Consider the following 23,446-nt stretch of genomic DNA (forward strand, 5'->3'; position numbering starts at 1 on the left):
TGCGGGAACCGTGGATCGTTTTCTGCATTGGTGGTTTATGGAGCTGAAACGCACCACGATGATCCGGGTGAGGATATGAAGCCGTTGTTTATTGCAGTTTTCTCGGTGGCAGCGATCGTCTCAGCCACATCAGCCGAGGCCCAGGCCGTCGACAGTCGCGGTTTTGACGCAAGCGGTATCTGCCGCCGCCCCGAAGGCTGCGTCATCGATCAAGGCCAAGGCGGCTATAACGGGCCTCGCAACTATCGCAATTTTAACGGCCGCAACGAGCGCGACGGCAGCAACGATCGTGGTCGGGACGATCGCCGCTTCCGTTCCCAGCACAGGACCTCGCTTGAGAGCGTCGGTATCATCGTTGGCTGATCACGCAGGTCCGGTTGTCAAGTTCGATCTGTATGCATCCGGATGAATGCGATTCTAATTCGATCGCAGTTCGCTTTCCTCGAAAATCCCGCCATGGCCCTGATCGAGCTCGGTTGCCGTCAAGAGACTGCAGGCGGCAAGAAGCAGAACGAGCTTCAGTCCGTGGACTGCCATCGAGACCGGTTGTCGACGGGCCGGTGAGACGCGCGATGGCGCGATATAATACCGGTAATAGAAGTGTGGATCGTCCGTTTCCAGAAGGTTCTGGTAGACATGTGGCGGAATGTTCGCATGTCTCACCGGCGCGGAACCAGCGAACTTTACGTGGAGATCCCGGGTCTCGACATCATATGCCGCACGTCCCTGCCTTTCTTTGAGGGCAGCCCATTCCATCGCAGCTCCTATCCCTCCCACGGCGATAAGATGGCGGGCAGGCGCTCTAAGTCAAGTTGGGAATTTGTTCAAATGCCGCCGGTGGTTCTTCGTGTCCCGAGTGGCAGGCAATTCACCAGGATCGGCCGGCGTCGAAATCTTCGCACTCTTCCTCTGTCATCTGGCGGTGGACAAACTTGCCGTCGACGACCTTGCGCATCACGTGGCCGGTAATCGGCATCTTCGTGTTGATGTCGGTGACAGGTTCGGTAACGAGGGCATAGCCCCACTCGTCTTCCTTGCCTCCGTTCACATAGATCATCGAGATGCGTTTGAGCGTGGCAAGCAGTGAAAAGAAGATGTCTTTGGCGGTCCCGCCGAATGTCGCGTCGTGCATGATTTCTCCCCAGAAAATGGGGATCAACCAAATCGGTTCGCATTACAATCGTAACTATTTGGGGTGATGCCGAGAGGCCGGACTTTTATTGGTGTATAGTTAATCGGCTATCATCATCCAAGATAGAGCCGGCCACGCAGGATTGTCCGCAAACGCCTATTGGAAATGAAAAAAGGATCACATTCAGAATGAAAGGTCTTGCGCTCATTCTAGAGCTGGTCTAAATCGCGGCCACCACACGATATTTTTCGATGTCGGTCACAGGTGAGGCCTCGTGGCGGAGTGGTGACGCAGAGGACTGCAAATCCTTGTACCCCGGTTCAATTCCGGGCGAGGCCTCCAAAAAATTCCCTAAGAAAAGCAGCGGCTTAGCAAAAGCTCCGGGCTTCCGGGGCCTTTCATGTGCCATTCATGCGTGCCACAAAATTTTACCAACAATTAAAACGAATTTCCCGCGAGGCACATTTGGCTCCCGGCAGCTCCACGGCACATGCCTGAGGGTGATGTTCAGCGGCGCGATCCGCCGTCAACATCTATCGAATGAACGGGGAGGAGATCGGGAAGAAGCTGCTGACGGAAGGCATTGCTCGCAGCTGGAACCCGAGGCGAAGCAACGATTGGTGTGGCTGAGGTCGAAAGGGGATGGCCGCCCACCCTCTAAGCTGCGGCGGGGTTTTTTTGTCCAGCTCCGGAACCGCATCGGGACAATAATGGTTAACTCCCCGGATCGCGGGAGAAAGCCAGTACCTTCAGATCGCATAATGCCTTCCTCTTAGCGATCCACCCCATCCTAGAGTTGGGTCGTGCGGAGGCAATTTTCCGGTCAGCTCCCAAAGCGACGCTCCGCGCGACCCGGCACTTTCGATATTTTCACACACCTTGTTTTTCGCCAGTGACGCGATGATGGCGTCGAGCTGTCGGGTCGTTTCCTTCGGCCGCGCGCTAGAAATCGACCCTAAAACGTTAAGGAAGCGCTATCGCCGCGAGCTGGTCATCGGCGCCCCGAAACTGGAAGCTGCTCTGATCGACCACCTTCTCCGCCTTGCCGACGACAAAGGTGATGTTGCGTTGGAATGTCGATGCCGGATCTATCGACCATGTTCTGCCGAAACGCCAATGACAAAAAAAGCCCCGCCTTAGGTAGGACGGGGCTGGTTATGGGTTGCGATGGGCCGCACATCGAAGTGTCGAGCGGCTGCTGTGGAACAAATCTCAGCACGGCCCGAGGTCTTACGATCGGCGGTGCCTATGTAGTTCTTTTTATAAGCCTTTCGGCCGGCCATGTAATTCCAGCAGCTTTTCGTAGTGCTCCTCGACCCTCCTACATGCCTCCGGGACTGCACTTCCACCGCCGGTAATACATCAAAAGGACGCCCCGATCGTCCTTTGAGCAATCTGGCAAAAGCGCATCGTCAGAACTAAGCTGTACGAGTTCGCGTTTGGAGCAGGGCCATGGAGCTGGTCGAATACTGCCTGCACAAGCTTGGAAGCTTTTTTTACGGCACTTACTATCTGAATGGTAGGGCAATGGCGCTCAGTTTCGCCATTTCCATTGGCCTGGTTCTGACGGTTTTCGCGGTGGAACTCACCTATGTGGGGTTCGGCAATTCCGGGTTCCGTCGGGTTTTCTTCGAACGCAGCAAATCCACAATCACCGACATCGTCTATTTCGTCCTTCAGGCGACGGGAATGATTACGCTATTCGCGGCGCTCGCATCATTTGGTCTGTCCTATGCCATCATCCGCGCGGCTCAGGATGCCCCCCACCTGGACCTTGCCCGGAGGCTGCCAGGCTGGGCACATGTTCTCTTGTTCCTAGTGCTGTCAGACTTCTTGAGCTACTGGCAGCATCGGTTGATGCACCAGCTGCCGGTACTATGGCGGCTGCACGAATTTCACCACGCAGCCGAAGAGTTCAACGCGCTGACTTCGTCGCGGGAGCATCCGCTGGAGAAGGCCATAAACATGGCCATTATGGTCGTTCCGGCGCTGCTTATCGGCCTGCCAACAGCCGAATTCGCCATCGTGACCATCACCTTTGGCGCCATTGGTCTGGTCAAGCACAGTGCCATTCCCTGGCATGGATGGTTTGGCAAATACGTGATCCAGTCACCACGCGACCACTTCATCCATCACTCCCGAGTGCCGGAACATCACGACAAGAATTTCGCCAATTATTTCCCGATCTGGGATCATTTGTTCGGCACCTATTACGAGGGCGATGCAGACGGTGCAAAGCTCGGTCTGGACCGCGACTACTTCAACCAAACTGATCCGTTCCGCGAAAGCATCGCCACAGAAATCCGTTTCTTCCAACGCGCGGGGCAAGCTGCCAAGGCCAAGTGCGGCATAGGTCCCATAAGCGGAAAACCTGCCTCGCCGCCGGGGCTGTCGGGCCCGGAACAGCGCCGATAGCGCGAAGCTGGCATCGCTCTGTTGTGATAAACGGCAGCTTTCTGGAATCCACGAACTAGCTCCGATTGACAGAAATGGGTCGATTCCAGCCGCCGCTTCCGCTCCAACAAACCCGGGTTTAATGCGTTGATGTGGAGCCGATCGCAAATCCGTTGGAAAGGCCGCCAAATTCATAATACCCGTGCACCTCTAGCCGATAAACTGTCGCCCCTCGGGCAAACATATCAACATGCTCTGTCGATACGTATTCACACTGCCGGATTTTGTCGCCAGCGGGGAACTCCGACCGCTGCGCGATCCATCAACCCCGATGGGCATGACGCGTGAAATCCTTATGTAGGTTATCTGCTCCGTTGCTACTCGGACCCCTTATCGTCTTAGCCGAAGTCAATAACACGTATTAGGCAATTGCTTTTTAAGTAAGCGGGCTTGCACGCGCTCCGCCATTTCTATGCGAGCTGGCTGGTCAACCGCAAAGAGGATGGCTGTCTCGGCCTGCCGGCGAAGATGGTGCAGGATCGGCTAGGGCATGCTTCGATCGTCATGACGACGGATGTCTATGGGCATCTGTTCCCGCGTTCTGATGATGGGAAAGAAATGGAGCAAACGGCAAACACCTTGTTCAGTGCGACATAACTGCGACATGGCGGCAAAAAACGCTTTGAAAACAATGGCGGAATAAATTCTGCAAATCCTTGTACCCCGGTTCAATTCCCGGCGAGGCCTCCAATTTCTCCTCATCGCTGCTAAAGAGTTGCGAAACCTCGCTGATTTTGGAGGCGATTGCTCGGCCGCACTATTTTAAGGGCAAGCGCACGCAACCGCGTCGCCCGCCTCGGATTGTCGCGGGCTTCATGCAAGCTTCGCCGGAGTTGCTTCGGCGCTCGATCTCCTCAGGTCGTTTCACCGTCCAGCAGCCCGCAGCAGAAGATGCCGACGAGCGCTGCGACGATAAGGAAATCGAACAGCGTAAAATATTCGAAAATCGCAGACATTGGCCTGCTCCTCCTAATTTCCTCCGCTGCAAATCATAACATGAAGGGGCAGGGCGTTCCACGCTTGCGTTGCAGCCCTTGCCCTCCTGTGTGGCGCGAAAGAGCCGCCTGGCGGATTCTTTTCGCCGACCGTTGCCAAGCCTTGAAAGCATCCGTGGCGGAGATTAAGAGACAAGGGACAGGAACCGCTTTTCAAGAGCGAGAGGACATGATGGATTTCGAAGCAGCGCGCGCAAAGATGGTCGACACCCAAATCCGCACCACGGATGTTACCTCGCATTCCGTGCTGACAGCTTTTCTCACGGTGCCGCGCGAGGCTTTCGTGCCGGAGAAGTCAAAGCTTCTCGCCTATATCGACAACGACGTCGAAATATCGGCCGCCGCACCGGGCAAGCCGGCCCGCTTCCTGATGGAGGCCTCGCCGCTCGCCAAGCTGCTGCAGCTGGCCGCCATCGGCAAAGACGATTTCGTGCTCGAGGTCGGGTGCGGCACGGGATATACATCGGCGCTGCTGTCGATCATCGCTGGCTCGGTGATTGCACTCGAATGCGACGAGGCGCTGGCTGCCGAAGCGAAGGCAAAGCTTGCCGGCTATGGCAAGGTCGAGGTTGTGACCGGCCCTCTCGAAAAGGGCTACGCCGCCGGCGCCCCTTATGATCTGATCTTCGTCAACGGCGCGGTCGAGGAGGTTCCGGCCGCTCTTCTCGGTCAGTTGCGCGATGGCGGCCGTCTGGTCACCGTCGAAGGGCACGGCAATGCCGCTCGTGCCAAGGTCTTCGTCGCCGAGCGCGGCGCCATCTCGGAGAACGTCTTCTTCAACGCTTCGGTCAAGCCGCTGCCGGGTTTCGCCAAGGCGCGCGAATTCGTTTTCTGACACTCTTTTCCCAGTTGGATTCGAGCGACGGGCGCCATTGGCGCCCGTTTTTGTCAGTGCTGCGGAAAAGCCTTCACAAACATCATTTATTCTGAGGCTGTCGTCTCCGAATGCCGGCGGCAAGCATTGGGTAACAAAACTGTGCATGGCCGCATTCAATTGATTCGCGATGATTTTTTTCGCGTCTGGGGTATTCTAAAGTCGTGGTGATTCGGATGAACGCTCCACACCGTCCGATCGTTGTGTTGGGATAACGGGGATAGATATGGCTCAGCCAAGTGTAGCGCGTGAACCGTCCATGGAAGAAATTCTGGCCTCCATCCGCCAGATCATCGAAAGCAATGAACCCGGCGCCGGCAAGGCGATTTCAGCTTCCGTGCCGCCGGTTTACGGCGCCGACGACGACGAAAACGGCTCCGAAATCCATCTGACGGTGGATGACACCTATGCCGGCGTGGAGTTTTCCGAACCGGCCATGCGCTCTTCCGATCCGCGTTTCGTGGCCGCCAATTCGGCCGGCACTGCCCCTGAGGCCGAAGCTCCGGCCCGCGCGCTGTCGCTTGCCGATGTCGCAGCCCGCGTGCGCGCCGCCTCCGAGCGCAGCGCCGTGCAGGCCGGTCAAGCCTTGCGAGAAATTCCGAGCGGCTTCCGCCAGCCGGAGCCGCAGCCGGCCGTGATGCCGGAGCCGCCGCGCGCTACAAGTCCACAGCCGCAGCCGACACAGCCCGTTTTTGCCGCTGCGGCAGCACCCGTTTCCTCTGGTCCCGTCCAACAGCCGGCAGAACCGACGCTTACCGAAACACCGCGTGTCGCCGTCGCCGAGCAAGCCGCTGCTGCCGCCGAAACTGCGCCGCCGGCTTTGGAGCCCGCTCCTTCGTCGACCGAGCGTTTCCTGCCGAGCGTTGTCGAGGAGGTCCAGCCGGCCCTGCTTTCGGAAGATGCCGGTCTGCAGATCAGCCGCTCCTTCGAGGAGCTTGCCGCGGCGATCGACGGTGCCGAGCGCCGCTCGCTGGACGAGATTGCCGAGGACATGCTGCGACCGATGCTGCGTGAATGGCTTGATGACAATCTCCCGACTCTGGTCGAACGGCTGGTGCGCGAGGAAATCGAGCGCGTGGCGCGCGGCCCGCGCCGCTGATCGGATTGATTTTTCCTGGAAAAGCCGCTCCGGTTTCCGGGGCGGCTTTTTTATTGACTTGGCCGTGGCCATCCTATTTACAAACGCCCATCCTCGAACCTCGAAATTGGTCAGAAAATGCTCGACAAGACCTATGATTCCGCTGCCGTCGAACCGAAAATCGCCGCGAAATGGGATGAGGCGGATGCCTTCCGCGCCGGCGCGAACGCCAAACCGGGGGCCGAGACCTTCACCATCGTGATCCCGCCGCCAAACGTCACCGGTTCGCTGCATATGGGGCACGCGCTCAACAATACGCTGCAGGACATCATGGTGCGCTTCGAGCGCATGCGCGGCAAGGACGTGCTCTGGCAGCCGGGCATGGATCACGCGGGCATCGCCACCCAGATGGTCGTCGAGCGCAAGCTGATGGAGCAGCAGCTGCCGGGCCGCCGCGAGATGGGCCGCGAAGCCTTCATCGACAAGATTTGGGAGTGGAAGGCAGAATCGGGCGGCCTGATCTTCAACCAGCTGAAGCGCCTCGGCGCGTCCTGCGACTGGTCACGCGAGCGCTTCACCATGGACGAAGGCCTGTCGCAGGCCGTTCTCGAGGTTTTCGTCACACTCTATAAGGAAGGCTTGATTTACAAGGACAAGCGCCTCGTCAATTGGGACCCAAAACTCCTGACGGCGATTTCCGACATGGAGGTCGAACAACACGAGGTGAAGGGCCATCTCTGGCATCTGCGTTATCCGCTCGAGCCGGGTGTCACCTATCAATATCCAATCGCCTTCGACGAGGAAGGCAAGCCGACTGAGTTCGAGACGCGTGACTATATCGTCGTCGCCACGACGCGGCCGGAAACGATGCTCGGCGATACCGGCGTTGCCGTGAACCCCGAAGACGAGCGTTACAAGCCGATCATCGGCAAGCACGTCATCCTGCCGATCGTCGGCCGCAGGATTCCGATCGTCGCCGATTCCTATGCTGATCCGACGGCCGGCACAGGCGCGGTGAAGATCACACCTGCCCATGATTTCAACGACTTTGAAGTCGGTAAGCGCGCGAAGCTGCGGGCGATCAACGTCATGAACGTCGATGGCACCATTGCCATCAAGGACAATGAAGATTTCCTTGAAGGTCTCGACAATCCTGCGGCGCTGCATGGCGCCTGGGACCGTCTGGAAGGGCAGGACCGCTTCTATGCGCGCAAGGTGATCGTCGAGATCTTCGAAGAGGCCGGCCTTGTCGACAAGATCGAGCCGCACAAGCATATGGTCCCGCATGGCGACCGCGGCGGCGTGCCGATCGAGCCGCGGCTGACGGAACAATGGTTTGTCGACAACAAGACATTGGGGCAGCCTGCCCTGGAGTCCGTTCGGGAGGGAAGAACCAGATTTATTCCGAGGAATTGGGAAAACACTTATTTCAACTGGCTGGAGAACATCGAGCCCTGGTGCATTTCCCGCCAGCTCTGGTGGGGCCATCAGATTCCCGCATGGTATGGTCCCGACGGTCAGGTCTTCGTTGAAAAGACCGAGGAAGAGGCGCTGCAGGCTGCGATCCAGCATTACCTCTCGCACGAAGGGCCGATGAAGGCCTATGTCGAGGACCTGCTCGAAAACTTCAAGCCCGGTGAGATCCTGACCCGGGACGAGGACGTGCTCGACACCTGGTTCTCTTCTGCACTCTGGCCTTTCTCGACGCTCGGCTGGCCCGACGAGACGCCGGAACTTGCGCGTTACTACCCGACGAATGTCCTCGTCACCGGTTTCGATATCATCCCGTTCTGGGTGGTTCGCATGATGCAGATGGGCCTGCATTTCATGAAGGACGAGAATGGCGACCCCGTCGAACCCTTCCATACGATCTATATTCACGCACTGGTGCGCGATAAGAACGGGCAGAAGATGTCGAAGTCGAAGGGCAACGTCATCGACCCCCTGGAACTGATCGACGAATACGGCGCCGACGCGCTGCGCTTCACCCTGGCGATCATGGCCGCACAGGGCCGCGACGTGAAGCTCGATCCTGCCCGCATCGCCGGCTACCGCAATTTCGGCACCAAGCTCTGGAACGCCACGCGCTTTGCCGAGATGAACGGTGCCAAGAGCGATCCACACTTCGTGCCGGAGGCCGCCGAGCTCACCATCAACCGCTGGATCCTGACGGAGCTTGCCCGTACGGAACGTGACGTTACGGAAGCGCTTGAAGCCTTCCGCTTCAACGATGCCGCCGGCGCGCTCTATCGTTTCGTCTGGAACGAAGTCTGCGACTGGTATCTCGAGCTTCTGAAGCCGGTCTTCAGTGGCGATGACGAGGGCGCCAAGGCCGAAGCCCAGGCCTGCAGCGCCTATATTCTCGAAGAGATCTACAAGCTCTTGCATCCCTTCATGCCCTTCATGACCGAAGAGCTTTGGGCGCATACCGCAGGCGAAGGCAAGGAACGCGACATGCTGGTCTGCCATGCCGAATGGCCGGCGCCGTCCTATGCCGATGACGCAGCCGCTGACGAGATCAACTGGCTGATCGATCTCGTCTCCGGCATCCGCTCCGTGCGCGCCGAAATGAACGTGCCGCCGTCGGCGACCGCACCGCTGGTCGTCGTCAAGGCCAACAATCTCACGCGCGAAAGGCTGTTCCGCCACGACGCCGCCATCAAGCGGCTTGCCCGCGTGGAAGCAATATCGCTCTCCGACGATGCGCCGAAGGGCGCGGCCCAGATCGTCGTCGCCGAAGCCACCGTCTGCCTGCCGCTCGGCAATCTGATCGACCTTGCTGCCGAAAAAGCGCGCCTGGAAAAGGCGATTGCCAAGATGGACGGAGAAATCGCCCGCATCAATGGCAAGCTTTCCAACGAGAAGTTCGTCGCCAATGCCAACCCCGAGGTGGTCGAGGCCGAGCGCGAGCGTCTCGATGAGTTGAAGGGGCAGATCGCCAGCTTGAAAACCGCGCTTTCCAGGGTCAGCGAAGCCGGATAAATTTCATTGTCGATTTTGGTAAGTTATTTCAAAGGCGCGCCCGCTTCGGGCGCGTCTTTTGTCGTGTGAGGCACGCTTGATTCGGTGTGGAGCGCGGCTGATTTGAGGCGCTGAGCCTGTGGATTTTGGCTTTACGACTATCCATTTGGTGAAAACTGCCACTGTTGTCGGATTGATACAGCTTCTGCAATGTTTGGAATGAAAACCCAAAAGCCCACCTCAAAATCGATAGCTCTAGAATAAAATTTTATTAACCAGATTTTTTGACGTGTCCGTCAATTTCTTTACGTAAGTTAGCCACTGCAATGCCTGGGAGCGCCGCCGTGGGGCGCGTTGCCATGTCGAGTGAACGCTTACTAAAGTGGCGTGCATCAATTGCTGGAGTGGGGGAGACACAATGGCATCGCGTATGTTTTCCAAGGGCGTAACGTCGCTCGTTCTTCTTTCGTCGCTTGCCTCGCCGTCCTTTGCCGGCGGCCTGGAGCGCGGCGGTTATAACATCGATCAGCTGTTCGATACGTCGCCTTTCTCGTTTCAGTCGGGCGTGACCTACGTCACGCCGCAGCGCAAGCTGAAGGATGTCCGAGACACGAATACGTCGATACTGACAGGAGGCGGCAATCTGAACAGCCGTCCAGACACGGCTGACGATACCTCAAATTACACCATCCCCTATATTGGTTTTAAGGCTGGTTTTGGCGATGCAGTCGACTGCCTCGTTGACTATTCGGAGCCCTTCGGCGCACATACCGACCCCGGCGTGAACTGGGCCGGCGCCAACGATAACATTGAGACAGAGATCAAAACCCGCAATTATGGCGGCACCTGCTCCTATCGTTTTGATGTCGGCCCTGGGCAGCTTCGCTTCATTGGCGGCGCTTTTTATCAGGAAGTCGAAGGCTTCAAGGAACGTCTGGTTTCAACGCTTCCGCTTCTGCTCGGGACTGGCACCGGCGTCGGTCGCCTGGATATCGACGATAGCGGCTGGGGCTGGCGCGCCGGTCTTGCTTACGAGATTCCGGAATATGCGATGCGTGCGAGCCTCGTCTATAACAGTCGCGTCAAGTACGATGACCTGTCCGGGACTGTTGATCTCCGTCAGGTTCCGGTTGTGCCGCTATATGGCGGCCTAGTCACACCTGTTTCCGGTTCCGCCGAAGCGCCGGATTCGCTGGAGCTGAAGCTGCAAAGCGGTATTGCTCCGGATTGGCTTGCATTCGGATCGGTTAAATGGACGAATTGGAGCGTCCTGCAGTCGGTAGCATTCTGCCCGACCAACGGCTTGCCTTGCCCCGCGGGTGGTCTAACCTCGCTCGACCTTCTTTATCGTGATGGTTGGACGATCTCCGGCGGCGTCGGCCACAAGTTCAATGAGCAGTGGGCCGGTGCAGTCAGCCTGACATGGGATCGCGGCACCAGCCAGGGCTATGGCGCGCAGACAGACAGCTGGACGCTCGGTCTCGGTGCGGCCTATACGCCGACCGAACATATCGAATGGCGCTTTGCAGGTGCCGTGGGCGTGTTGACGAGCGGTTCGTCTGGTGCTGTGACCCGGAATGGCGTCACATACGGAGATGATGTCTCCTATTCCTTTGACGATGATCTGGTCGCTGCACTGTCGACAAGCATAAAGATCAAGTTCTAATTCCACGTTTTGAAGAATTGAGGAGCCCGGCACTGCCGGGCTCTTCTTTATGTGCACCCATTAATCATGTTATTTTCTGGTCTCGTTTTGTGACGATTCAGCAACAGTTTTTTACGATGAATGGCGTATGGTGGCGATGGGGTGAATTTGTCCATTTCCCGCCACAAAGAGAGCGCAGCGGTATTTGCGGGCGAGGTGATGGCAGACTTACGGTGCGTGTAATCAGTAGCATGAGTCGATTTTTTTCCGGTAACAGCAGATCATACGGCGCAAGTGGCGACAGCCGCATGATTGCGGCCGTTTTTCTTTCCGGACAAGGCTATTGCGACCATAAATTCGACCTCACGATCATGCCATCTATCCATCCATTGCCGTCGTTCTCTGCCCGTTCGAACAGGCAGGCGAGCTTAACGGCAGATGCCGATACCGGTTTGGTCACATTTGGTAATTACGAATGCGATAAAGGCGGGAAGGCGGATGGCGCCCCCGTCGAAAGAGCGCCGAGAAGGTTGCAGGCGGGCCGTGCCGGGAGCCGGGTGGTCCTGAATGATGTGCTGAAAATTCGGCCTTTTAGAAAAGGCCTATGGGCTGGATGCGACGCGGGCAAAGGGGCCATGGAGCTCACCGCGGGATCGCTCGCCTTGAAAGAACACATCCGCGGTATGCCCGGCGTCAGCGCCGGCTGCGCGCGATGAACGAAAGAAATCGGTTGAAATGGTAACGTCCGAGTTCAAACTGTTCAAATTCATGCTGGTGAGCATGTGGGTGGCAATATCGCTGTCCGGCCCGGTTTACGCTTTCGACATCAAGAGCGACGTCAGCAAGGAGTCCGGTCCTTTCGATCTGTTCAAGTTCGGCTTCAAGGCCTACAAAAACGGACAGAAAGAGGAGGCGGTCGAAGCCTACAAATACGCCGCCGAAAAAGGCCATACCGGCTCGCGCTGGGCGCTCGCCAACATGTACGCCGACGGTGACGGTGTGACCCAGGACGATTTTGAAGCCTTCAAGATCTACAGTGAGATCGCCCAGCAGGGTGTCGAACCCGGATCGGAAGATACCGGCTTCTTCGTCAACGCGCTCCTCTCGCTCGCCAATTACTACAAGCATGGTATTGCCGGCAGCCCCGTCAAGATCGATCTCGCTCAGGCGCGCCAGCTCTATTTCCAGGTGGCCTCCACCTTCGGCGTTCCCGAAGCACAGTTCCAGCTGGCGCAGATGATGCTGGCCGGCGAGGGCGGCAACGCTAGTCCGCAGCAGGCGAAAAAATGGCTGAACCAGGCTCGTAAGAGTGGCCATCCCGGCGCCATGGCGATTTTCGGAAATATCCTATTCGACGAAGGCCAGACGGCCCGCGGTCTCGCGCTGATGACCGCCGCTCTCGACCGCTGCAAGCCGAAGGATTGCAGCTGGATGGAGGCGCTGCAGGAGCAGGCCTTCTCGGTTGCCAATGAGGCCGACCGTCGCACGGCAGTTTCGCTGTCGCACGCCATTGCGAGCGGTTCCGACTGACGCTTCCGTTCAGCGCCACGCGGCATTCAACGGTGCATCTCCATCGCGCGCAGCCATGGGCTCGGAATGTCATGCTGCGAAATCGAAATAGGCGATCACCGGTACGTGGTCGGACGGCTTTTCCCAGGCCCGTACATGTTTTTCGATTGCCGCCGACGTCATCCGGTCGGCCGCTTCCGGTGACAGCAGCAGGTGGTCGATGCGGATGCCGTTGTTCTTCGGCCATGCACCTGCCTGATAATCCCAGAAGGAATAGAGACGCGTCGCGTCCGTCGTCGCGCGCACCGCATCGGTCAAGCCGAGATTTTCAAGTCTGCGGAATGCCTGCCGCGTCTGCGGCAGAAACAGCGCATCGCTTTCCCAGACCCTGGGATCGAAGCAGTCGTGCGGTTCGGGGATGACGTTGTAATCGCCGGCAAGCACCAGCATCTCTTCATAGGCCAGCCGTTCGGCCGCAAAGCTCCTCAGACGCTCCATCCAGGCGAGCTTATAGGGGTATTTCTCGGTGTCGGCGGGATTGCCGTTCGGGAGATAGATGCAACAGACGCGCAGGATGCGCGTGTCGGGCAGCGTGAACACCGCTTCCAGGAAACGCGCCTGTTCGTCCAGCGGGTCGCCGGGCAGGCCGCGGTTGACTTCAAAAGGTGAAGTCTTGGAGAGGATCGCGACGCCGTTGAATCCCTTCTGGCCGTGCGTCTCGACATGATAGCCGAGCGCTTCGATCTCCAGCCGGGGAAAGCCTTCGTCGATCGTCTTGATCTCCTGCAGGCAGACGATATCGGGATCGGAATCCTTGAGCCATTGTGTGAGATTGTCGATGCGCGCCTTGACGCCGTTGATGTTCCAGGTCGCGATCTTCATGCTCTGTCCCGTTCGCTAGGGCATGTCGCGCAAAACTGTGCGGCGGTTTTTGCGATTCACGACACGCGGAAAATCAAAGAGCTAAAGCGTGGTAAGCGAATCTGAAAGATCGCGACGCGCTTCAGTGCGCTCCTTTTATCGCGGTCTTTCGCCGCTGGACAAGCCGATAAACCGGCTGGAAGCAATTCTTCCGCCGGTCGTTGGGGACAACGCTGTATGTTCGGATATTCAGATCGAGAAGCTGGTGCCGCAGCCGCAGCTTGCCACCGCATTCGGGTTCTTGATCTGAAAAGATTGGCCAAGCAGGTTGTCGACGAAGTCGATCTCGGACCCTGCCATATAGATGAGCGACAGGCTGTCGATCAGCACCTTCGCGTCATTCTTTTCGACGACGACGTCGTCATCCTCAGCGCTGTCGGCAAGGTCGAACTTGTAGGAAAAGCCCGAACAGCCGCCGCCTTCGACGGAAACGCGCAGTGCGCTCTTGCCGGCCTCAGCACTGATGATGGCGGCGATACGCTTTGCCGCGGCATCCGAAAGAGTTACACTCGTATCCGTCATATTTCCTCCTGCCGGGGTCAAGATCCGGAGAGAATGGGTTTTGGCACTCGAATGTTCAAATGCCTGATATCAAAGGAACTTACCATGATCTTCGCGAAAAGGCCATGATGCGCCGAAGCGGTCGGCGAACACCGCTTTGCCGTTTCGTCGGGCTATAGGTATGAAGAGGGCAACGCGGCGTCAATGGGCAGATGCGGCAACAGGCAGAATGACGGTGAAGAATGACGGTTGACAGGCGAGCTTTAGGTTTCGGCGGCAGCGAGAGGGCGGTCTATGCGGCCGACCCGTGGACGACGCGTGGGCGTCTCTATCCGGAAGACAGCAGTCCGACTCGCTCCGATTTCCAACGCGACCGCGACCGCATTGTCCATACCACCGCCTTCCGCCGGCTGAAGCACAAGACCCAGGTCTTCATCGCCCAGGACGGCGATCACTACCGCACTCGGCTGACGCATACGATCGAGGTGGCGCAGATTGCCCGTGCGCTTGCCCGCGCCCTGAAACTCGACGAGGATCTGGCCGAGGGCGTGGCGCTGGTGCACGATTTCGGCCACACGCCGTTCGGCCACACCGGCGAGGACGCGCTGCACGAGGTGCTGCTGCCCTATGGTGGCTTCGACCACAATGCCCAATCGCTGCGCATTGTGACCAAGCTGGAGCGGCGATATGCCGAATTCGACGGCATCAATCTGACATGGGAAAGCCTCGAAGGCCTCGTCAAGCACAATGGTCCGTTGCTGACGCCGGAAGGGGCCGGCACGCGGGGCCCGGTTCCGCAGCCGATCCTCGATTATTGCGAATTGCACGATCTCGAACTCGCGACTTATGCCAGCCTGGAAGCCCAGGTCGCGGCGATCGCCGACGACATCGCCTATAACACCCATGATATCGACGACGGCCTGCGCTCCGGCTATCTGAGTTTCGACATGCTGGAGGAAATTCCCTTTCTTGCCGAGTTGATGGCGGAGGTGAGGGGGCGTTATCCGCATCTGGAACCGAGCCGATTCACCCACGAGATCATGCGCCGCCAGATCACCCGCATGGTCGAGGACGTCATCGGCGTCGCGCAGCAGCGCCTTGCCCTTCTTCGTCCCGAGAGTGCTGCCGACATCCGCGGCGCCGACCGGGTTATCGCCACCTTTTCCGAAGAGATGGCCGAAACCGACAGGCAGATTAAGGCTATGCTCTTCAAGCGCATCTACCGCAATCCCGATATCATGCGCATCCGCGCCGGTGCTGCCCAGATCGTCACGGACCTCTTTGCCGCCTACATGGCCAGTCCCAAGGAGATGCAGAGCCATTATTGGGTCGATCATATCGCGGGGCTCGCCGATGCGCCGAAGGCTCGCCATGTCGGCGACTACCTCGCCGGCATGACCGACACCTATGCGATCAGTGCCCACAGGCGATTGTTTGACCACACTCCGGATTTGCGATAGGCAGCGGTCGCCCGCCGAAGGCCGATTAGCGCCTTTGGCACAGCCTATGCATGGAAGAGTGCGATGAACCTTTTTACCGACTTCGAAGCCAGGATCAAAACCGCCCTTGAACAGATCGATCTGGTCAGGGAAAAGCGATCTGAACTCGATTTCGGCCGCATCGCAGTCGAACCACCGCGCGATGCGAGTCACGGCGACGTTGCGACCAACGCCGCGATGGTGCTGGCAAAGCCGCTCGGCACCAATCCTCGGGCCCTTGCCGACGTCATCATCGCCAAGCTTAAGGAGGATGCCGACGTCGCCGATGTTTCCGTGGCAGGTCCCGGTTTCATCAACATCCGTCTCGCCGTCGGCTATTGGCAGCGGCTGCTGACTTCCATCATCGGCGCCGGCATCGACTATGGCCGCTCGACCCTCGGCGAAGGCCGCAAGGTCAATGTCGAGTATGTCTCGGCCAATCCGACCGGCCCGATGCATGTCGGCCATTGCCGTGGTGCCGTCGTCGGCGATGCGCTCGCCAACCTGCTCGCCTTTGCCGGTTACGGCGTCGAAAAGGAATATTACATCAACGATGCCGGCTCGCAGATCGACGTGCTGGCCCGCTCGGTCTTCCTGCGTTATCGCGAAGCGCTCGGTGAACGGATCGGCGAAATCCCGTCGGGTCTCTATCCGGGCGACTATCTCGTGCCCGTCGGCCAGTCGCTTGCCGCCGATTACGGCGTCCGGCTGCACAATATGCCGGAAGAGGAATGGATGCCGATCGTCAAGGATCGCACCATCGACGCGATGATGGTGATGATCCGCGAAGATCTGGCGGCGCTGAACGTCCATCACGACATCTTCTTTTCCGAGCGCACCCTGCATGCCAATGGAGCGGCGGCGATCCGCACGGCGATCAACGACCTGACCTTCAAGGGTTACGTCTACAAGGGCACGCTGCCGCCGCCGAAGGGCCAGCTTCCTGAAGACTGGGAAGATCGCGAGCAGACGCTGTTCCGCTCGACCGAGGTTGGCGACGACATGGACCGGCCGCTGATCAAGTCGGACGGCTCCTATACCTATTTCGCCGCCGACGTCGCCTACTTCAAGAACAAGTTCGATCGTGGTTTCGACGAGATGATCTATGTGCTTGGCGCCGACCATGGCGGCTACGTCAAGCGACTGGAAGCGGTTGCACGCGCCGTTTCGGAGGGTAAGGCGAAGCTGACGGTGCTGCTCTGCCAGCTCGTCAAGCTCTATCGCAACGGTGAGCCGGTGAAGATGTCGAAACGTTCGGGCGATTTCGTCACGCTTCGGGACGTCGTCGAGGAAGTCGGCCGTGATTCGGTCCGCTTCATGATGCTTTACCGCAAGAATTCCGAACCACTCGACTTCGATTTCGCCAAGGTGACGGAGCAGTCGAAGGATAATCCGGTTTTTTACGTGCAGTATGCGCATGCCCGCTGCATGTCGGTCTTCCGGCAGGCAAGAGAGGCTTTTCCCGGCCTCGATGTTTCGCCCGAGGATCTTGCGAAAGCCGTTGCAGGCATTGGCGATCCGGCCGAATTGCAGCTGGTCGCCAAGCTTGCCGAATTCCCGCGTATCGTCGAGGCGGCAGCCCAGTCGCAGGAGCCGCATCGCATCGCATTTTACCTCTACGACCTCGCCAGTGCGTTCCACGCGCACTGGAACAAAGGTAAAGATCAGCCGGAATTACGATTTGTTAATGATAAAAACCGAGAATCAAGTATTGCCAGACTTGGGCTGGTGTACGCCGTCGCGTCGGTTTTGAAGTCGGGACTTGCCATTACAGGCACTGCCGCACCTGACGAAATGCGATAACGTCACCATTTACCCACAATGCGCTGGCATTTGAGCGTTGGCGTTTGCGAGTGGGATAGGCATGGCTGAGAAACAATTTGCGTATGATACGCGCGGAAAAGACGATCTGTTTGCCGACGACGATCCGTTGGCCGAACTTGCCCGGATCGTCGGTTTCGAGCCGCGTGTTGCAGCGAATACCGTAAGCGACGCCGCCCGGCGCGAACCTGCCTTCGATCTGGAGGATGAGCTCGGGCGGGAATTCGATCGCTACGATTCACCACGTCCGCTGGCCGAACTCGATCGGCCGGCCGAGCCGATCTCCGACGGCGTCGCTTCCGAAGACTATGTCGCGCCCATTCTCGATGCTTCTCCCGCTGCCGTAAGCGTGGATGTTCCGGAGCCCGTCTCCGTTGGTCCCGTCGCCGCAGAAGCAGCTGCCCAGCCTTCGGCAAGGAACTGGGACGTTGCCGCTGCCGACTGGGCGGCCGGTCCGCAGCAGCTGTCCGTCGATCCTGTTTCCGAGGTGCCAGCTCAAACCGCTTTCGGCGGCGCCCGCGACCTGATCGAGGAACTCGAATTGTCGATCGGTACGGCGCCGGTCTCTTCGCTGGCGCAGTCCGCCAAAGCCCCGCAATGGTCGGCTGCGAGCATCAGGCTGCCGCTCGCCAATTTCCACGCCCCGAAACGTGAGGAGCCGGTGACGGTTGTCGAGCCGGCCCCCGAAGCAGTCGCTGCGCCTGCGACCGAAGCAGTCGCTGAACCGATGGCTGAAGCAGCGGTTGCCGATCTTGCCTCGTCGGAGCCGGAGCCCGTTATCGAGCAGTCGGCGCCCGTTGCCGCTGTCGAACCTCCCGAGGAGTTCGAATCCGCGACGCCGTCGTTCGGCTTCCCCGCCGAGCTCGATCGCCACGATGAGGCAATTGCGCCGCAAGAAACTGCTGAAGCCGAGGAATTCGTTGAAGTCGAGGATGATCTGGAAGAGTTCGGCTCCGACGCCGGTTTCGATCTTGCAGCCGCCATCGACGGCGAGATCCAGGCCGATGCCGCGCTGACCGAGGTCGGACCTGAAGTTCCGCATACCGCCGGCACCTTCGATGTCGACGACCTGCTGGCCGACGTCTCGCGCTATCCTGTGCCCCGCCCGGTATTGCAGCGCGCCAATCTGGCGCCGGCTGTGCCGGAGCCCGCTCCCGTCGAAGTCGCCCCGGTAGCTGCCGCACCGGTCCAGCCCGAGGCGATCGCGCCCGCGCCGATCCTGTCCGCTCCGATCGAAATGGCGCCTGCCTATGCTGCCGAAGCCGCAAGGCCGGTCGAGCCACAGCCTGCCGCGGTCACGCAGCCCCGACCTGTCGCAACGGCCTATTCACGGGCGCCGCAGCCCGCGCCGGAAGCCGATGATCCCTTCGCGGGCCACGATTTCGAACTGGACCTCGCCGGTATCGAGCTGGAACTTGCCGATCTCGATTTTTCCGAAGCAGCCGAGCCTGCGCCGCGGCCAAAGGCGCAGCCGGCGCCCGCCGCGCCCCAGCAGGCAACGCCTGAGTACCCGCAGGCCACTGTCCCGGCGCAGCCCGCGCCGGCCCCGGTTTCCGAGCAGCCGGCCCCAGCTCCGGCTCCGGCTTTCAACTGGGCACCTGCCGCAGAGGCGTCCGCCGCTGAATCGACCGAAGATCTGCCCTTCGATCCGGCGATGATCTCCGATCCGGAGGATCGTCCCGAGACGGTGGACGACATGCATGTGCCGGCGCTGCCGCCGGTCGAGCAGCCCGCTCCGATCGCGAAAACCGCAGATTTCGATTTCGATCTCGATGCAGAGATTGCGAGCTTTTTCGAGCCGGCCAAACCGCGCCAAACGGCGGCGTCCGCCCGTAATATGGCTGCCGCTGCGGCAACGCCGGTCAAGCCGACCATTGCCGACGGTCTCGACGATTTCGAACGGGCGCTGGAGGAGGATTTCCGCCGCAGCGTGCGCGAGCCGGTCGAACGCCGGGAGACCTCCGAGGTCCATATCGAGTCGGCAAGCCAGGCCGCTGATTTCAGCCGCGCCCGGTCGATGCGCCGGCTGCTGGCCGGGGCCGTCGTGCTGGTGGTCTTCGCTGGCGTCGGTTATGGCGTCTATTCCTCCGTCTGGAACGGCGAAGGGCTCGGCATTGTCTCTTCCGGCGAGCCGCGTGTGATCACGGCCGACAAGGAGCCGGTCAAGGTCGTTCCGGAAAATCCCGGCGGTAAGACGGTGCCGAACCAGGATAAGGCCGTCTACGACCGCGTTGCGGGTTCTGCCGAGGAGCCGAAGCAGAAGGCGCTCGTCTCCTCGGACGAGGCGCCGGTCGATGTTGTCCAGCGCACCTTGACGCCGGAAGCATTGCCGGAAGATGACGAGAGCGCCGGCGCTGATGATCGGGTCACGCCGACCGCAGTTGGCGAGACGGAGGATCCGCGTCTGTTGCCGAACCACGCCAACGCCGACGACGCTTCTGCAAGTGACGCCGACAAGACGCCATCCGTTTCGCCGCGCAAGGTCCGCACGATGATCGTCAAGCCTGACGGCACACTGGTCGCCCGCGAGGAGTCCGCACCGGTCGACCAGCCGGCGCCGCCTCCTCAGCCGATGCCGTCAGTTACGGCGCAGTCGGCCCCGTCTGCGCCGCCGGCTGCCGGATCGGCTGCGAGCTTCCCGGCAAGCGCCGAGATTGCTTCCGCCGATGCGCGTTCTGCAGCACCAGTTCAAACCGCGCCGGCACAGCCGTCGCCTGCCGCAAGTGCCGATGGGCAGGCGGCAAATCCCGCACCGGTCGATGCGCCGGTACGGCCGGTCAAGACGGCAACGATCGCCGATACGGCCCCGGTTCCGATCGCCCGCCCGGCCGATCAGCCTGTCAACGTCGTTAGCACTGTTACCGATAAGGGCAATGTCCGCACGCCCGCGCAGCAGCCGAAGCCGACGCAGGTCGCCTCGGCAACGCCGGCCGCCGCCCAGCCGCAGCAAGCCGCATCCGCAGGCGGCTACGGCCTCCAGATCGCTTCGCTGCCTTCGGAGGACGAGGCGAATAAATCTTATGCAAACCTGTCGAAGAAATTCGCGGGCGTGCTTGGCGGCCGCGCCCATGAGATCCGCAGGGCCGATATCGCCGGCAAGGGCACTTTCTACCGTGTCCGCATCCCGGTCGGCTCCAAGGATGAGGCCGCAGCGCTCTGCGAACAGTATCGCGCAGCGGGCGGAAGCTGCCTGATCTCCAAATAACATCGGCCATTGAGTTATGAGAGCGGCGAGCCGGATCGGCCCGCCGCTCTTTTTTGTGCATCGCGCCCGCGCTTGCTCGCATTTGGCCAGCCGCTGTTTATGATTCTTCTATGACCGAATCAAAAGCGATGATCCTTGGCTGCAGTGGCCTTGCCCTCACATCCGAAGAAAAGGCCTTTTACCGGGACGAACGGCCCTGGGGCTTCATCCTCTTCGGGCGCAATATCTCCGAAGCGGGCCAGATCACCGATCTCGTCGCCGAACTGCGTGACAGCGTCGGCTGGCATGCGCCGGTGCTGATCGATCAGGAGGGCGGTCGCGTCCAGCGCATCCGTCCGCCGGTTCTGCCGCGTTATCCCTCAGGCCAGGCGCTCGGCGATGTCTATCGCCGCGACCCGGCGCTCGGGCTGCGCGCCGCCTGGGTGATGTCGCGCCTGCATGCCTTCGACCTGTCGAACCTTGGCATCAATGTCGATTGCCTGCCGGTTCTCGACGTGCCGGTCGAAGGCAGCAGCAACGTCATTGGCGACCGCGCCTATGGTGGCGATCCAAAGACGGTTATCGCAATGGGACGGGCGGCCGGCGAGGGGCTGAAGGCCGGCGGCTTGCTGCCTGTTATGAAGCATATGCCCGGCCACGGTCGCGGCTTTGCCGATTCACATCTGGAGCTGCCTGTCGTCACCGTCTCGCGCGATGAGCTGGAGGCCCATGATTTCCCGCCTTTCATCGCGATGAAGGACGAGTTGATGGCAATGACCTGCCATCTCGTCTTCACATCAATCGACCCTGGCAATCCGGCGACGACCTCGCGCAAGGTGATCGACGGCGTTATCCGCGAGCACATCGGTTTTAGCGGTCTGCTGCTTTCCGACGACAGTTCGATGAATGCTCTTTCCGGCACGATCGGTGAACGGGCGGCGAATATCATTGCAGGAGGATGCGATATCGTGCTGCATTGCAATGGCCATATGGACGAGATGCGGGATGTCGTGGCAAATGTTCCGCCGCTCACCGGTTTTTCGCTTGCCCGCGCAAAAGCGGTAGAAGCAGGCTTTGCCGCTCCGGATGCTGCCGATGAGGCGGAGTTGAGGGCGGAATTCGAGGCGATGTTTGTGTCGGTGTGATCGTAGGAGAGCAGGGTGGTGAGCACGGTCAAGGGCTCGGAACGTCCGCAGGCGGCAACGCCGATGGACAAGCTGTGGCAGGACAACGGCGCCGAGCGTGCCAGCCACGAGCCGGCGCTGGTGATCGACGTCGCCGGTTTCGAAGGCCCGCTCGACCTGCTGCTCTATCTCGCCCGCAACCAGAAGGTCGACCTGTCGCGCATTTCCGTGCTGGCGCTCGCCGAACAATACCTGCAGTTCGTCGAAAGCGCTCGGCGCATCCGCATCGAGCTTGCCGCCGATTATCTCGTCATGGCGGCCTGGCTTGCCTATCTCAAGTCGCGGCTGCTCATTCCTCAGCAGGTCAAGGATGATGGCCCCTCGGGCGAGGAGATGGCGGCAACGCTTGCCTTCCGCCTGAAACGTCTCGAAGCCATGCGCCAGGCGGCGGAAGGCCTCGTCAACCGCAACCGTCTCGGCCGCGATATCTTCGCGCGCGGCGCGCCCGAGCATATTCCCGACCGGCAGCAGTCGGCTTATGTGGCGAGCCTCTACGATCTCCTGACCGCCTATGCGGCGCTGCGCCAGCGCCACGCCATCACCCAGGTGACGATCGAGAGGCGCAATGTCTGGTCGTTGACCGATGCCCGCGAGCTGCTCACCCAGATGATCGGCGAGGTCGGCGACTGGACGGCGATGGAGCATTATCTGCTGCGTTATCTCGCCGCGCCCGAGGAGCGCGTCACGGCGATCGCCAGCGCCTTCGCTGCGTCGCTGGAACTGGTGCGCGAGGGCAAGCTCGAAATCCGTCAGGACGGAGCCTTTCAGCCGATCTATATGCGCCGCGGCCCGAAACATGCGACTCTGCAGGTGGTTGAACAGGAGCGGCCGGCTTGATCGATCTGAAGGGTGAAGAGGATTTCGAGGAAGAGGGCCGCGATCTGCAGGCCGAGATCGAGGCCGAGCGTACTGCCGAGGCGCTGGTCTTCGCCTCCTCGCAGCCGGTTTCCGAAGCTTTCCTCGCCGAGCGCCTGCCGAGGGGCGCCGACGTGCATGCGATCATGCTGCGCCTGAAGGAGCAATATGCGCCGCGGGGCGTCAATCTTGTCCAGGTCGAAGGCGCCTGGGCCTTCCGCACCGCCGCCGATCTTTCCTTCGTCATCCGCCGCGACGACAACGAGGTGAAGAAGCTTTCGCGCGCTGCCCTAGAAGTGCTGGCGATCATCGCCTATCACCAGCCGGTGACGCGTGCCGAGATCGAGGATATCCGCGGCGTTCAGACCTCGCGCGGCACGCTCGACGTGCTGATGGAAGCCGGTTGGGTGCGGTTTCGCGGCCGCCGGCGCACGCCCGGCCGGCCGGTGACTTTGGGCACGACGCGCGATTTTCTCGACCATTTCGGCCTGGAAGAATTGCGCGATCTGCCGGGTCTCGAAGAATTGAAGGGAGCGGGCCTGCTGTCTGGCCGTATCCCGGCGAACTTCAATATTCCCTCGCCGTCGATGAACGACGAATTGACCGAGGACGAAGACCCCATTACCCAGATGGATCTCGAAGAACTGGGGTTGCTTGCCCCGCGTTCTACCTCCGACGATTGAAGGACTTCGTCTTGCTTTTGCCATGCATGACGAAAACAATGGTGCGCACGATTTTTCGACGGGTCAGTGGCTTGTCATAAAGGGCTATACCGTGACATTAAGCGCAGTTCAAAGGGCTTGATGTTGGAAACGGTGTTAGAAATCCTTACATCGTGGGAACATCGAAACAGG

Annotated in this window: 18 protein-coding genes, 1 tRNA gene and 1 pseudogene; 16 read left to right on the plus strand and 4 right to left on the minus strand. The window is 59.9% G+C overall.

All coding sequences use genetic code 11. The annotated features are described in order from the left end of the window. The first annotated feature begins 75 nt into the window (after positions 1-75). Complete coding sequence (locus tag AMK02_RS09135; RefSeq protein WP_064802087.1) at positions 76-363, plus strand: hypothetical protein; 288 nt, start codon at positions 76-78, stop codon at positions 361-363. 54 nt (positions 364-417) lie between these two features. Here the strand turns inward: AMK02_RS09135 and AMK02_RS09140 are convergent, their stop codons facing one another. Together AMK02_RS09140 and AMK02_RS09145 are read right to left on the minus strand one after the other, a co-directional pair. Continuing rightward, positions 418-756 carry a KTSC domain-containing protein gene (locus tag AMK02_RS09140; RefSeq protein WP_064802089.1) on the minus strand — a complete coding sequence of 113 codons (339 nt, stop codon included), beginning with the start codon at positions 754-756 and terminating at the stop codon, positions 418-420. Positions 757-868: 112 nt separating this feature from the next. Further along, positions 869-1,132: a hypothetical protein gene (locus AMK02_RS09145; RefSeq protein ID WP_064802091.1), complete on the minus strand. Its 264-nt coding sequence runs from the start codon at positions 1,130-1,132 to the stop codon at positions 869-871. Between the two features lie 268 nt (positions 1,133-1,400). On the opposite strand from AMK02_RS09145, the gene AMK02_RS09150 reads away from it, so the two are divergent. The 9 genes and pseudogenes from AMK02_RS09150 (at position 1,401) to exoR (ending at position 12,669) form a co-directional block, all read left to right on the plus strand. Beyond that, positions 1,401-1,474 (plus strand) — tRNA-Cys (locus AMK02_RS09150). A gap of 1,110 nt (positions 1,475-2,584) precedes the next feature. Further along, the gene (locus tag AMK02_RS09155) at positions 2,585-3,547 is read left to right on the plus strand and encodes a sterol desaturase family protein (protein WP_064802093.1); all 963 of its coding nucleotides are present in this window, start codon (positions 2,585-2,587) and stop codon (positions 3,545-3,547) included. Positions 3,548-3,973: 426 nt separating this feature from the next. After that, a pseudogene (locus AMK02_RS09160) lies at positions 3,974-4,183 on the plus strand (site-specific integrase); the annotation flags it as partial. Between the two features lie 567 nt (positions 4,184-4,750). Next, positions 4,751-5,416 (plus strand): protein-L-isoaspartate O-methyltransferase family protein, encoded by a 666-nt coding sequence (locus tag AMK02_RS09165; RefSeq protein WP_176439476.1) that lies wholly within the window; start codon positions 4,751-4,753, stop codon positions 5,414-5,416. Positions 5,417-5,681: 265 nt separating this feature from the next. Continuing rightward, positions 5,682-6,554, plus strand: a complete 873-nt coding sequence (locus AMK02_RS09170; protein WP_064802095.1) for a PopZ family protein — start codon at positions 5,682-5,684, stop codon at positions 6,552-6,554. Between the two features lie 117 nt (positions 6,555-6,671). Continuing rightward, the gene (locus tag AMK02_RS09175; protein ID WP_064802096.1) at positions 6,672-9,515 is read left to right on the plus strand and encodes a valine--tRNA ligase; all 2,844 of its coding nucleotides are present in this window, start codon (positions 6,672-6,674) and stop codon (positions 9,513-9,515) included. Positions 9,516-9,912: 397 nt separating this feature from the next. Further along, on the plus strand, positions 9,913-11,160 hold the full coding sequence (locus tag AMK02_RS09180) for an OmpP1/FadL family transporter (protein ID WP_064802097.1): 1,248 nt from the start codon (positions 9,913-9,915) through the stop codon (positions 11,158-11,160). A gap of 89 nt (positions 11,161-11,249) precedes the next feature. Next, positions 11,250-11,855, plus strand: coding sequence for a hypothetical protein (locus AMK02_RS09185; protein ID WP_237358340.1), 606 nt, complete (start codon positions 11,250-11,252; stop codon positions 11,853-11,855). Positions 11,856-11,874: 19 nt separating this feature from the next. Then, on the plus strand, positions 11,875-12,669 hold the full coding sequence (exoR, locus tag AMK02_RS09190; RefSeq protein WP_064802099.1) for an exopolysaccharide production regulator ExoR: 795 nt from the start codon (positions 11,875-11,877) through the stop codon (positions 12,667-12,669). A gap of 69 nt (positions 12,670-12,738) precedes the next feature. Here exoR and xth read toward each other — a convergent pair whose 3' ends face one another. Both xth and erpA read right to left on the minus strand, forming a co-directional pair. Further along, positions 12,739-13,530 carry an exodeoxyribonuclease III gene (gene xth / locus AMK02_RS09195; protein ID WP_064802101.1) on the minus strand — a complete coding sequence of 264 codons (792 nt, stop codon included), beginning with the start codon at positions 13,528-13,530 and terminating at the stop codon, positions 12,739-12,741. A 228-nt stretch (positions 13,531-13,758) separates the two neighbouring features. Continuing rightward, on the minus strand, positions 13,759-14,091 hold the full coding sequence (gene erpA, locus AMK02_RS09200; RefSeq protein WP_064802103.1) for an iron-sulfur cluster insertion protein ErpA: 333 nt from the start codon (positions 14,089-14,091) through the stop codon (positions 13,759-13,761). Positions 14,092-14,312: 221 nt separating this feature from the next. Between erpA and AMK02_RS09205 the strand changes: the two genes are divergently transcribed. The 6 genes from AMK02_RS09205 (at position 14,313) to scpB (ending at position 23,275) form a co-directional block, all read left to right on the plus strand. Further along, the gene (locus tag AMK02_RS09205) at positions 14,313-15,530 is read left to right on the plus strand and encodes a deoxyguanosinetriphosphate triphosphohydrolase (protein ID WP_064802104.1); all 1,218 of its coding nucleotides are present in this window, start codon (positions 14,313-14,315) and stop codon (positions 15,528-15,530) included. Between the two features lie 63 nt (positions 15,531-15,593). Beyond that, entirely contained in the window at positions 15,594-17,351 is a 1,758-nt protein-coding gene (gene argS, locus AMK02_RS09210; RefSeq protein WP_064802106.1) for an arginine--tRNA ligase, read from the plus strand. Between the two features lie 61 nt (positions 17,352-17,412). Further along, positions 17,413-20,574: an SPOR domain-containing protein gene (locus AMK02_RS09215; RefSeq protein ID WP_064802108.1), complete on the plus strand. Its 3,162-nt coding sequence runs from the start codon at positions 17,413-17,415 to the stop codon at positions 20,572-20,574. Positions 20,575-20,684: 110 nt separating this feature from the next. After that, the gene (nagZ, locus tag AMK02_RS09220) at positions 20,685-21,698 is read left to right on the plus strand and encodes a beta-N-acetylhexosaminidase (RefSeq protein ID WP_064802110.1); all 1,014 of its coding nucleotides are present in this window, start codon (positions 20,685-20,687) and stop codon (positions 21,696-21,698) included. Positions 21,699-21,716: 18 nt separating this feature from the next. After that, positions 21,717-22,574, plus strand: coding sequence for a segregation and condensation protein A (locus AMK02_RS09225; protein WP_064806099.1), 858 nt, complete (start codon positions 21,717-21,719; stop codon positions 22,572-22,574). After that, the gene (scpB, locus tag AMK02_RS09230; protein WP_064802112.1) at positions 22,571-23,275 is read left to right on the plus strand and encodes an SMC-Scp complex subunit ScpB; all 705 of its coding nucleotides are present in this window, start codon (positions 22,571-22,573) and stop codon (positions 23,273-23,275) included. The genes AMK02_RS09225 and scpB overlap by 4 nt, the downstream gene beginning before the upstream one ends. Positions 23,276-23,446 lie beyond the last annotated feature (171 nt).

This window comes from Rhizobium sp. N731 (assembly GCF_001664145.1).
GTDB lineage: Bacteria > Pseudomonadota > Alphaproteobacteria > Rhizobiales > Rhizobiaceae > Rhizobium > Rhizobium esperanzae.